Origin of the sequence: Streptococcus mitis SK597 (assembly GCF_000148545.1) — a bacterium.
Lineage (GTDB): Bacteria > Bacillota > Bacilli > Lactobacillales > Streptococcaceae > Streptococcus > Streptococcus mitis_C.
In genome coordinates this window covers 1-11,729 of sequence record NZ_AEDV01000054.1, presented here as the reverse complement: position 1 = coordinate 11,729, position 11,729 = coordinate 1, and the positions used below count along the sequence as shown (strand labels likewise).

13 protein-coding genes are annotated in these 11,729 nt (G+C 41.4%); 12 read left to right on the top strand and 1 reads right to left on the bottom strand.

The genetic code is table 11. The features are described from left to right. Nucleotides 1-153 precede the first annotated feature (153 nt). The 11 genes from SMSK597_RS0102625 to SMSK597_RS08540 all read left to right on the top strand — a co-directional run bounded on the left by SMSK597_RS0102625 (nucleotide 154) and on the right by SMSK597_RS08540 (nucleotide 9,013). Nucleotides 154-555 carry a Spx/MgsR family RNA polymerase-binding regulatory protein gene (locus SMSK597_RS0102625; protein WP_000631259.1) on the top strand — a complete coding sequence of 134 codons (402 nt, stop codon included), beginning with the start codon at nucleotides 154-156 and terminating at the stop codon, nucleotides 553-555. Next, nucleotides 555-833: a UPF0223 family protein gene (locus SMSK597_RS0102620; protein ID WP_001041986.1), complete on the top strand. Its 279-nt coding sequence runs from the start codon at nucleotides 555-557 to the stop codon at nucleotides 831-833. The genes SMSK597_RS0102625 and SMSK597_RS0102620 overlap by 1 nt, the downstream gene beginning before the upstream one ends. Continuing rightward, nucleotides 823-1,596: an inositol monophosphatase family protein gene (locus SMSK597_RS08575; RefSeq protein WP_000444026.1), complete on the top strand. Its 774-nt coding sequence runs from the start codon at nucleotides 823-825 to the stop codon at nucleotides 1,594-1,596. The genes SMSK597_RS0102620 and SMSK597_RS08575 overlap by 11 nt, the downstream gene beginning before the upstream one ends. Continuing rightward, nucleotides 1,597-2,901 carry an RsmF rRNA methyltransferase first C-terminal domain-containing protein gene (locus SMSK597_RS08570; protein WP_001160255.1) on the top strand — a complete coding sequence of 435 codons (1,305 nt, stop codon included), beginning with the start codon at nucleotides 1,597-1,599 and terminating at the stop codon, nucleotides 2,899-2,901. It abuts the gene before it with no gap. Nucleotides 2,902-3,120: 219 nt separating this feature from the next. Beyond that, on the top strand, nucleotides 3,121-3,999 hold the full coding sequence (locus tag SMSK597_RS08565; RefSeq protein ID WP_000746320.1) for a phosphate ABC transporter substrate-binding protein PstS: 879 nt from the start codon (nucleotides 3,121-3,123) through the stop codon (nucleotides 3,997-3,999). Beyond that, complete coding sequence (gene pstC / locus SMSK597_RS0102615; RefSeq protein WP_001070903.1) at nucleotides 3,999-4,916, top strand: phosphate ABC transporter permease subunit PstC; 918 nt, start codon at nucleotides 3,999-4,001, stop codon at nucleotides 4,914-4,916. Before SMSK597_RS08565 ends, pstC begins: the two co-directional genes overlap by 1 nt. Beyond that, nucleotides 4,906-5,790 carry a phosphate ABC transporter permease PstA gene (pstA, locus tag SMSK597_RS08560; protein WP_000543046.1) on the top strand — a complete coding sequence of 295 codons (885 nt, stop codon included), beginning with the start codon at nucleotides 4,906-4,908 and terminating at the stop codon, nucleotides 5,788-5,790. Before pstC ends, pstA begins: the two co-directional genes overlap by 11 nt. Before the next feature lie 10 nt (nucleotides 5,791-5,800). Further along, nucleotides 5,801-6,604, top strand: coding sequence for a phosphate ABC transporter ATP-binding protein PstB (gene pstB / locus SMSK597_RS08555; protein WP_000049848.1), 804 nt, complete (start codon nucleotides 5,801-5,803; stop codon nucleotides 6,602-6,604). A 12-nt stretch (nucleotides 6,605-6,616) separates the two neighbouring features. Then, nucleotides 6,617-7,375: a phosphate ABC transporter ATP-binding protein PstB gene (gene pstB / locus SMSK597_RS08550; protein WP_000133481.1), complete on the top strand. Its 759-nt coding sequence runs from the start codon at nucleotides 6,617-6,619 to the stop codon at nucleotides 7,373-7,375. 11 nt (nucleotides 7,376-7,386) lie between these two features. After that, a complete protein-coding gene (gene phoU, locus SMSK597_RS08545; RefSeq protein WP_000946460.1) occupies nucleotides 7,387-8,040 on the top strand; it encodes a phosphate signaling complex protein PhoU in 654 nt (217 codons plus the stop codon). Between the two features lie 157 nt (nucleotides 8,041-8,197). Beyond that, nucleotides 8,198-9,013 carry an ABC transporter substrate-binding protein gene (locus tag SMSK597_RS08540; RefSeq protein WP_000837372.1) on the top strand — a complete coding sequence of 272 codons (816 nt, stop codon included), beginning with the start codon at nucleotides 8,198-8,200 and terminating at the stop codon, nucleotides 9,011-9,013. Between the two features lie 19 nt (nucleotides 9,014-9,032). Here SMSK597_RS08540 and SMSK597_RS08535 read toward each other — a convergent pair whose 3' ends face one another. Further along, nucleotides 9,033-10,304, bottom strand: a complete 1,272-nt coding sequence (locus SMSK597_RS08535) for an aminotransferase-like domain-containing protein (protein ID WP_000736532.1) — start codon at nucleotides 10,302-10,304, stop codon at nucleotides 9,033-9,035. Between the two features lie 574 nt (nucleotides 10,305-10,878). On the opposite strand from SMSK597_RS08535, the gene SMSK597_RS12885 reads away from it, so the two are divergent. Then, on the top strand, nucleotides 10,879-11,220 hold the full coding sequence (locus SMSK597_RS12885; protein ID WP_000248566.1) for a hypothetical protein: 342 nt from the start codon (nucleotides 10,879-10,881) through the stop codon (nucleotides 11,218-11,220). Nucleotides 11,221-11,729 lie beyond the last annotated feature (509 nt).

The following is an 11,729-nucleotide window of genomic DNA, read 5'->3' as shown; positions in this document are numbered from 1 at the left end:
AAGAGTGAATTAACTAAATCAGAGATGTATTAATCGTTCGCAAACAGTCTATTTTTCTTGAAAAAATAGGCTTTTTTTTCTAAAAATCCCTAGTCAAGCGCTTTATTTTTTTGTATAATAGAAGTAGCAAAGTATAGATAAGAAGAGAAAAGCATGATTACACTATTTCTATCACCGAGCTGTACATCATGTCGTAAGGCTAAGGCCTGGTTAGAAAAACATAAGGTTCCCTTTGTGGAACACAATATTATGACCAGTCCTTTAACAAGAAAAGAATTGCAACACATCCTTTCCTTGACCGAAAATGGTACTGATGACATCATTTCAACTCGTTCAAAAATTTTTCAAAAATTGAATATTGATGTGGAGAGTATCTCGGTATCAGAATTGCTTCATTTAATTGAGCAGTATCCTAGTCTTTTGCGTCGTCCAATTATTATTGATGCCAAACGTATGCAGATCGGTTTTAATGAAGATGAGATTCGTGCTTTTCTCCCTCGTAGTTACCGTAAGCAAGAACTAAAAGAAGCAAGAATGAGAGCTGGTATTAGTTAATGAACAAACAGTATAGTTACCCACTAGATTTGTCGTGGAGCACTGAAGAACTTGCTTCAGTGCTTTCTTTTTTTAATGATGTTGAATCCGCCTATGAAGGCAAGGTAGAGGCTAAAAAGTTACTGGACTCCTATAAGGGATTCAAAGCGGTCGTTCCAAGCAAGAGTGAAGAGAAACGTTTGGGACGAGAATTTGAAACAGTGAGTGGCTATTCGCTTTACCGAGCAGTTCAGGCGGCTAAGGAAAAAGGGGAAGGAAAGATTTCTCTTGGAAAGTAAATTTGAATTTGCTAAAGAGCTAATTAAGAAAGCAGGCCAGTACATCCTTGACCACATGCAGGAAGACTTGCGTGTTGAGACCAAGTCCTCTCCAACAGACTTGGTGACCAGACTGGACAAAGAAGTTCAGGAACTCTTGGTTGGTGAGATTTTATCCCGTTATCCTGATGATAAGATTTGTGCTGAAGAAGGTTGTCTGCGAGCTTCAGTTCAAGAGGGCAAGGTTTGGGTCATTGATCCGATTGATGGTACCAGTAACTTTGTAGCCCAGCAGGAAGATTTTGCTGTTATGGTGGCTTATTTTGAAAATGGTCAAGGCCAGTTTGGTCTCATTTATGATGTAGTCAAGGGGGATTGTTATCACGGTGGTGGTACCTTTCCAGTTTATCTAAATAATAAGCCCCTAGCTCCCTTTAAAGCAAAACCCCTTGGAGATTTTCTCATCGCAGGAAATAGTGGTATGCTGGAAACCAATGAATGGGGACTGGCTGATTTGGCTCGTGCGGTCCTCGGTGTTCGTGTCTATGGGAGTGCGGCCATTAGTTTTGCCAAGATTTTATCAGGGCGTTTGTTGACTTATGTCACTTATCTGCAACCATGGGATTATGCTGCGGCTAGTATTTTAGGAGAAGGTCTGGGCTATCGGGTGGTGACTCTTTCTGGTGAAGCTCCTGATTTTCAAACCAGACAGCCAGTCATGATGCTACCTCTTGAGATGCTGGAGGAAATTCAGTCCTATATTTACGAAAGGAAAAGAACTTAAATGCAATTTCCAGAAGGATTTGTTGAAAAATATGAAGAGATACTAGGAGATGAGGCAAGAGATTTTCTTGCCTCTTTTGAGGAGGAAGCGGTTTCGGCTTTTCGGGTCAATCCTTTAAAAGAAGCGCCAGTTTCCTTTCCTGATACTATTCCTCAAACCCCTTGGGGCCATTATGGAAAGGTGTCAGGGAAATCGCCTGAGCATGCTACTGGTTTAGTTTATTCGCAAGAACCTGCTGCTCAGATGGTGGCTCAGGTAGCCCAGCCCAGTCCTGGTATGAAAGTCTTGGATTTGGCTGCTGCACCGGGTGGAAAATCAACTCAGCTGGCGGCCTATCTAGCAGGGGAGGGCCTCCTTGTTTCCAATGAAATTTCAAGCAAACGGGCTAAGATTTTAGTAGAAAACATGGAGCGCTTTGGAGCGACAAATGTCGTGGTGACCAATGAATCTGCTGACCGCTTGGCCAAGGTCTTTAAAGGCTATTTTGACTTAATCGTTCTTGATGCCCCTTGCTCTGGTGAAGGAATGTTTCGTAAACAACCAGATGCTATGGACTATTGGAGCTTAGATTATCCGAGTCAATGTGCTAGTTTGCAAAGAGAAATTCTGGAAGATGCAGTAACCATGCTAGCTCAAGGCGGTCGCTTGGTTTATTCAACCTGTACCTGGGCACCTGAGGAAAACGAAGAGATTGTCAATTGGCTACTGGAGGAGTATGATTTTGATTTGTTGCCAGTAGAGCATATCAATGGAATGGTAGCTGGTATTGACCTGCCAGAAACGGCTCGGATGTATCCTCATCATTTTAAGGGAGAGGGTCAGTTTGTAGCACATCTACAGTTTAAGGGTGAAAATCCAGCATCTAAATTTAAGGCAAGTAAGAGTAATCTCAGCCGAGAACAAGTTGCCTTGTGGCAGGAATTTGCCAAAAAACATCTAAACATCAATCTACCGGGTATCTTGCAGACGTTTGGTGACCAGCTTTATCTCTTGCCAGAACTTTTGCCAGATTTAGGGAAACTCAAGATTGCTCGGAATGGATTGCATCTAGGGACCTTTAAGAAGAAACGCTTTGAGCCTAGTTTTGCTCTTGGTCTAGCCTTGAAACCGAGTCAGATTAAGCAGTCGGTTGAAATTGACCAAGAAGCGTTTGTAAAGTATGTGGCTGGAGAAACCGTTCAGCTGTCGGAAAGTCTGCCAAATGGTTGGTACCAAGTTTTGGTTCAAGGAAATGGTTTGGGCTTTGCTAAGGTGACTGGAAATATTTTGAAAAATTATTTTCCAAAAGGCCTCAGATTCAAGTGAAAATGCTAGTCAAAGTAGCTTGTCTATGTTATAGTGGAAGTATGGATTTTTTCAAATTGTCTTTCATTTTAAGTCAAAATTTGTGGAGAAGGCAACTGAGTAAATGTCAAGTAAAACTAAGCTAGTAACGTCAGTTGGCTCCCAATTATCAAAAGAAAAACATAAATAAATAGTTGAAAAAATTCACAGCATTCACCATTATTTTCAAGGAGAAAAACAGTGAAAAAAAGGAAAAAACTCGCTCTATCCCTTGCGGCTCTTTTGCTGGCAGCTTCTTTGGCGGGATGTGCTAGCTGGATTGATCGTGGAGAATCCATGACAGCTGTTGGTTCAACGGCTCTTCAGCCCTTGGTCGAAGCAGCAGCAGATGAATTTGGCTCTATGCACGTTGGAAAAACAGTCAACGTCCAAGGTGGAGGATCTGGTACAGGTCTGTCTCAGGTTCAGTCTGGAGCCGTTGATGTAGGAAATTCAGACGTATTTGCCGAGGAAAAAGACGGTATCAACGCATCCGCTCTAGTGGACCATAAGGTAGCTGTAGCGGGCTTGGCAGTGATTGTAAACAAAGAAGTTGACGTTGAAAATCTGACAACTGAACAACTCCGTAGCATCTTCACAGGTCAAGTAACCAACTGGAAAGAAGTCGGTGGGAAAGACCTAGCCATTTCCATAATCAACCGTGCGGCAAGTTCTGGTTCGCGTGCAACCTTTGATAGTGTTATCATGGATGGTCAATCTGCCGTGCAGAGTCAAGAACAGGATTCAAATGGGATGGTCAAAAACATTGTTTCCCAGACACCAGGAGCCATTTCTTACCTAGCCTTTGCCTATGTGGATGACTCAGTTAAACGTATGAAGTTGAATGGCTATGAGCCGACTGCAGAAAATGTTACAAGCAATAACTGGCCTTTGTGGTCTTATGAACACATGTACACCCTAGGTCAACCAAATGAATTGGTGGCCGAATTTCTCAACTTTGTCCTCTCAGATGAAGCGCAAAGTGGAATCGTTAAGGGAATGGGCTATATTTCTGTCAAGGAAATGAAGGTTGAAAAAGATGCTGTAGGAACGGTGACAGCACTAGAAGGGAGTCACTAATGAATCAAGAAGAATTAGCTAAAAAATTACTTTCTCCCTCAAAGAACTCGCGTCTAGAGAAATTAGGAAAAGGCTTGACCTTTGCCTGTCTGTCTTTGATTGTCATCATTGTGGCTATGATTTTGATTTTCGTAGCCCAAAAAGGTTTGTCGACCTTCTTTGTCAATGGGGTTAATATCTTTGATTTCCTCTTTGGCCAAACTTGGAATCCTTCAGGTAAACAATTTGGTGCCCTTCCTATGATTTTGGGTTCCTTTATTGTCACAATCCTATCAGCCCTTATCGCTACTCCTTTTGCTATTGGTGCGGCAGTCTTTATGACGGAGGTCTCACCAAAAGGTGCTAGAATCTTGCAACCAGCTATTGAATTGCTGGTTGGGATCCCTTCCGTCGTGTATGGATTTATTGGTTTGCAGGTCGTAGTTCCCTTTGTCCGTAGTGTCTTTGGTGGAACTGGTTTTGGGATTTTGTCAGGGATTTTCGTTCTCTTTGTCATGATTTTACCGACGGTAACCTTTATGACAACGGACAGCTTACGTGCGGTGCCTCGTCATTACCGCGAAGCTAGTTTGGCTATGGGGGCAACTCGTTGGCAAACCATCTGGCGTGTGACCTTGAAGGCAGCGCGTTCAGGGATTTTTACAGCAGTGGTCTTTGGGATGGCGCGTGCCTTTGGAGAGGCCTTGGCCATTCAGATGGTAGTCGGAAACTCAGCCGTTGTCCCAACTTCATTGACAACACCTGCTGCAACCTTGACCTCTGTGTTGACCATGGGTATCGGAAATACTGTTATGGGAACCGTTGACAATAACGTTCTCTGGTCCTTGGCCTTGGTCTTGCTCTTGATGAGTTTGGCCTTCAACAGTGTGATTAAATTGATTACGAAAGAAAGAGGAAAGAAAAACTATGCACGCTAAGAAATTAGATAAAATTGCAACAGCTGTCCTCTACTCGATTGCAGGAATTATCGTTGCCATCTTGGCATCCTTGATTCTTTATATCTTGGTTCGTGGTTTGCCCCACATCTCTTGGTCTTTCTTGACTGGCAAATCATCATCTTACCAAGCAGGTGGAGGGATAGGAATTCAGCTTTATAATTCCTTCTTCCTTCTGGTCATTACCTTGATTATCTCTGTGCCCTTATCTATGGGAGCTGGGATTTTCCTAGCTGAATATGCTAAAAAAGGTCCTGTGACCAACTTTGTCAGAACCTGTATTGAAATCTTGTCTTCACTGCCATCGGTTGTTGTGGGTCTCTTTGGTTACTTGATCTTTGTAGTTCAGTTTGAGTATGGATTTTCAATCATTTCAGGTGCCTTGGCCTTGACAGTCTTTAACTTACCTCAGATGACTCGAAATGTTGAGGACAGTTTGAAACATGTTCACCATACGCAACGTGAAGCTGGTCTGGCCCTTGGGATTTCACGTTGGGAGACTGTTGTCCATGTGGTCATTCCAGAAGCCCTTCCAGGTATTGTGACTGGGGTCGTCTTGGCCTCTGGTCGTATCTTTGGTGAGGCGGCTGCTCTTATCTATACAGCAGGACAATCCGCTCCAGCCCTTGACTGGTCAAACTGGAATATTCTCAGTGTAACTAGCCCAATCTCTATCTTCCGTCAAGCAGAAACCTTGGCTGTCCATATCTGGAAAGTCAATAGTGAAGGAACCATTCCAGATGGAACAATCGTATCAGCAGGTTCTGCAGCTGTGCTCCTCATCTTTATCCTCATCTTTAACTTTGGAGCTCGTAAACTCGGAAGCTACCTACATAAGAAATTAACCGCTGCCTAAAGGAGAAGCCATGTCAAAATATAATTGGGATGAAAAGCATATCATCACCTTTCCTGAAGAGAAAGTGGCCCTCTCTACTAAGGATTTACATGTTTACTACGGTAAAAATGAATCTATTAAGGGCATCGATATGCAATTTGAAAAGAATAAAATTACGGCCTTAATTGGCCCTTCTGGTTCAGGGAAATCAACCTACCTCCGCAGTCTCAACCGTATGAATGATACCATTGATATTGCCAAGGTCACAGGTCAAATCCTCTACCAAGGGATTGACGTCAACCGTCCAGAAATCAATGTCTATGAGATGCGTAAGCACATTGGAATGGTCTTCCAACGCCCAAATCCCTTTGCCAAGTCTATCTATCGCAATATCACTTTTGCCCATGAACGTGCAGGAGTTAAGGACAAGCAAGTCTTGGATGAAATTGTAGAAACCTCCCTTCGTCAAGCTGCCCTTTGGGACCAGGTCAAAGATGATTTGCACAAGTCAGCCTTGACCCTATCAGGTGGTCAGCAGCAACGTCTCTGTATCGCTCGTGCTATTTCGGTTAAACCAGATATTCTCTTGATGGATGAGCCGGCGTCAGCCTTGGATCCGATTGCGACTGCTCAACTTGAAGAAACCATGCTGGAGTTGAAGAAGGACTTTACCATTATCATCGTGACCCACAGTATGCAACAGGCTGCGCGTGCTAGTGACTACACAGGATTTTTCTATTTGGGTGACTTGATTGAGTACGATAAGACCTCTAATATTTTCCAAAATGCCAAACTACAGTCAACCAATGACTACGTAACAGGACACTTTGGATAGAAAGGAAACAGTATGACAGAAGCGATTTTACAGGTGTCAGACCTGTCCGTTTACTACAATCAAAAAAAGGCCTTGAATAGTGTTTCCCTATCTTTCCAACCTAAGGAAATTACAGCCTTGATTGGTCCATCTGGATCAGGGAAATCAACCCTCCTCAAGGCTATCAACCGCATGGGAGACCTCAATCCAGAAGTGACCACAACTGGTTCAGTGGTATACAACGGTCACAACATCTACAGTCCGCGTACAGATACAGTTGAATTGCGTAAGGAAATCGGTATGGTTTTCCAACAACCAAACCCTTTCCCTATGTCTATCTACGAAAATGTTGTTTACGGGCTTCGTATCAATGGAGTTAAGGATAAGCATGTTCTGGATGAAGCGGTAGAAAAAGCCCTACAACGAGCTTCTATCTGGGATGAGGTCAAGGATCGCCTACATGATTCAGCTATCGGGCTTTCAGGCGGACAACAGCAACGTGTCTGTGTTGCCCGTGTCTTGGCAACCAGTCCTAAAATCATTCTTTTGGATGAACCGACTTCAGCCTTGGACCCTATCTCGGCCGGTAAGATTGAGGAAACCTTGTATGGTCTAAAAGATAAATACACCATGCTCTTGGTTACGCGTTCCATGCAACAAGCCTCTCGTATCTCTGACAAGACAGGATTTTTCCTAGATGGAGATTTGATTGAGTTTAACGATACCAAGAAGATGTTCCTCAACCCACAACACAAGGAAACAGAAGATTATATTTCAGGAAAATTTGGATAAGGAGATAAATGATGTTACGTTCTCAATTTGAAGAAGATTTGGAGAAATTGCACAACCAGTTCTATGCTATGGGACAAGAAGTGCTATCCCAAATCAATCGTACAGTGCGTGCCTTTGTTACGCATGACCGTGATTTGGCCAAGGAAGTCATCGAAGACGATGCAGAAGTAAACGAATACGAAGTGAAATTGGAGAAGAAATCATTTGAAATGATTGCCCTCCAACAACCCGTTTCTCAGGACTTGCGTACAGTTCTAACAGTCTTGAAGGCTGTATCGGACTTGGAACGTATGGGGGACCATGCCGTTTCCATTGCAAGAGCAGCAATTCGCATGAAGGGGGAGCAACGTATCCCAGCTGTTGAAGAAGAAATTAAGAGAATGGGTCGCGATGTCAAGAACTTCGTTGAAGCAGCCCTTGAACTCTATCTCAATGGTTCAGTTGACCAGGCCTATGAAGTAGCAGCTATGGATGAAAAAATCAACCATTACTTTGATAGCATTCGTGACTTGGCTACAGAAGAAATCAAGAAAAATCCAGATGCCATCGTTACAGGTCGTGATTACTTCCAAGTGATTGCCTTCTTGGAACGTATTGGAGACTATGCTAAAAATATCTGTGAATGGGTTGTTTACTTTGAAACAGGTAAGATTGTCGAACTATAAAATAGGTTCATTCTGTATAAAAAGGAGCTTGAAATCAACTGATAGCTCCTTTTATTGAATGAAAAAAATATTTTTAAGATAAAAATTCAAAAAATACTTGACAAGTAACTTGGTTAGTGTTATAATTATACAAAATTAACAGAGAGGTTGTTTATTTATGAAATCAAAAAAATGGATATTTGTTTTATGTAGTTTTCTTGCAAGTTTCTTCTTAGTAGCTTGCCAGTCGGGTTCTAATGGTTCTCAGTCAGCTGTTGAGGCCATTAAGCAAAAGGGGAAATTAGTTGTGGCGACCAGTCCTGACTATGCACCTTTTGAATTCCAATCCTTAGTTGACGGAAAAAACCAAGTAGTAGGTGCGGACATTGACATGGCCCAGGCTATCGCTGATGAACTTGGGGTTAAGTTGGAAATTTCAAGCATGAGTTTTGACAATGTTTTGACTAGTCTTCAAACTGGTAAGGCTGACCTAGCAGTTGCAGGAATTAGCGCTACTGACGAGAGAAAAGAAGTCTTTGATTTTTCAATCCCTTACTATGAGAACAAGATTAGTTTCTTGGTTCGTAAGGCTGATGTGGAAAAATACAAGGATTTAACTAGCCTAGAAAGTGCTAATATTGCAGCCCAAAAAGGGACTGTTCCAGAATCAATGGTCAAGGAACAATTGCCAAAAGCTCAATTAACTTCCCTAACCAATATGGGTGAAGCAGTCAATGAATTACAGGCTGGAAAAGTAGATGCTGTTCACATGGATGAGCCTGTTGCGCTTAGTTATGCTGCTAAAAATGCCGATCTAGCTGTCGCAACTGTCAGCTTGAAGATGAAGGATGGCGAAGCTAATGCAGTTGCCCTTAGAAAAAATAGTGCTGATTTGAAAGAAGTGGTGGACAAGGTCATCCAAAAACTCAAGGATGACGGTACCTACCAAAAATATCTTGAAAAAGCGGCAACCCTAACAGAAGTTGAAGAATAAGAAAAAGCAGAGTTGGAAGTCATTCCAATTCTGCTTTTAAATAATTTAAAACCTTTTCTAGATTTTCTAAGGACACCTTGGCAAATTGATAAGGGCAGGTGCTTAAATAGGCCTCTTCAAAGAAGTCCAATTTCAGCTGACTGTGTTTGAGACTGGCGATTTTAGGATACTGTCTCAGGTCTAGTAATAAACCATCGTGTAGGGGATAATGAGGAAGGGGACAAGGAGTGTTAGCTAGTCTTTCCTCGATTTGTTTTTGATAGTTTTCCTGATTGGATAAGCGAGCAAGACGGTTTTTCTCAAACAATTGACTGTCAATATAGAGTGACAGGGCCTTTTGCATAATGAGGTTGCTGTCGTAATCTAGGATATTTTTGTAGGCCACAAAGGCTTCTTTGATAGCATTTGGCAGAATGAGTGCCGTAATCCGCAGAGCTGGAAAGAGGCTGGTTGAGAAGGACTTGATGTAAATGACCCGCTCCTCTGTATCCAGATAGTGGAAGGTCTGGCCCTTTTTAGAGTCCAAATCCCCCAAATAGTCGTCCTCTACGATATAGACACCATACTTGGCAGCTAAGTCAAGAATAGTTCGTTTGTCCTGCTCAGAATAGGAATGACCTAGGGGATAGTGAAAGCGAGGAATGGTGTAGAAAAACTTAATCTTCCCTGTCTTGAAATGGCGCTCCAACTCCTCCAAGTCAATCCCATCAATGCCTCGTTCAATCGTTTGATAGTCTAATCCCTGAGCAATCAAGAGACGATTCATCCGATGGTAGGTCGGCTGTTCCACCAAGATTTCCTTGGCTTGGCTAGGAAAGGAAATTTGAGAGAGGATAAACAAGGCTTGCTGGGTTCCAGAAGTCAGTACCAGTTGGTCAGCCTTGCAGTAGAGGGCTTGGTCAAAGAGGAGTTTGTGAATGGACTGTCTTAGGTCTTCTAAACCTTCTTGGTTGTCATAGTAGTTGAAGAGGTAGTTTTCCCGGCCAATTAAGGTTTCATTGACACAGAGTCGGAAATCGTCATAGGCGCTGGCATGTTCGTCAGTAACCTCAATTTCTAGGTCCTGGTGTTGCCCTTGTTCTAGGACATAGTAGCCACTCTGGGGCTTGGCATAGAGGTATTGTTCGTGCCGTAATTCCAACAGGGCTCGTTGGACAGTGTCCTTGCTACAGTGAAAGTCAAGGCTCAGTTGACGGATAGAAGGCAGGCGACTTCCCGTTGGAAAACGTCCAGATTCGATACCGTTTTTCAGATAGGAAACAACCTCTTGGTACTTGCTTAGTTTCTTCATTCCAGACCTCCCTTGATTTTGTTACATTGTACCCTTTTTTTTCTTTCTTGGCAATGTCTAGGGTGTTTCTCTCGTTCACATCTAGTGACAAATGTGGTATACTCCCATTTTTAATACTTTTTTGAAATCAAAGAGCAATCAAATGCAGATGTGACAGTTTTTCGTACCCTTTTTTGTCTTTAAAACAAAATGTGTATTTTTATCTGGGGGTGATTTGTTTTAAAAAGTTTTCATGCTAATTTTCCCTTATTACTTGCACATATTTTTAGGAAAATGCTTGAAACCGCTTTCTTATTGTGGTATAATAGAATTGAAAAATAAAAGTATACGAATAACTTGTTAGAAAGGAGTTTTAAATCAGAAAATTAAGTTATTTTATCAGTAATATATATATTTGTGACTTGAAGGAGTGTTTTTTATGAAATTTTAAAAAACTGTAACTTCAGCTCTTGTTGTATTATCACTATTTTCTGTTATGTCTCCTTCTATAGCTTCTGTTAGAGTATTTGCTGATGATGTAACTACCACGGAAGTTTCTGAAATTAGTACCCAAGAACAAAAATAAATAGATGATGTGGTCAATGTTCTTGAACAAATGTTTAGAAATGGAGTTAATGAAAAAAATTTTACTGAATATGTTTATAAAAACTTTTCTCAAAAAGATATTGCTCTTGCGGAAAATGAATTAGAAACTAATATTAACAATCCCTATGACAGAGTCCCTTGGGATGAGATGGGAGGATGTATAGCGGGAAAAATACGAGAAGATTTTTTTGCTATGACCAATGTTTCGCTAATTGTTAAGTATGCGCAGAAAAGGGCTTGGTTAGAATTAGCTAAAGTGGTACTAAGATTTGTTAAAGCTAATAGGCTTAAAACAAATATTTATATCATTGCTGGTCAATTGGCTTTTTAGGGAATTCAATGTGGTATGTAATAATGCGTGATAAAAACTTTTTAATAAAAGATGGGATTATTAGCTTTTTGATTGGATTTGTATATGCATATTTAGTGTTACAAAAATTTATCCTTTGGAAAATCCTTTTGTTTGCATTTATTTTTGCAATTATTAATACAATATTTATGTTTACTAGGAACAAAAAATAAATAATGATTTAGTTAAATAAAAAGCGACCCCTAGGGAAGTGTGTTCCTTAGGGGTTGTTGTGCTAGTGCAAGTTTTGTTTCTGTCAAAATCTCAGACTACCCGTCGGAAATCGTCCAGACTCGATGCTATTTTTCAGATAGGAAACGACCTCTTGGTACTTGCTTTGTTTCTTCATTCCAAACCTCCCTTGATTTTGTTACATTGTACCCTTTTTTTCCTTCTTGGCAATGTCTAGAGTGTTTCTCTCGTTCACATCTAGAGGCAAATGTGGTATACTTAGGAGTAAGATTTATAGAATAATACTCTTCGAAAATCTC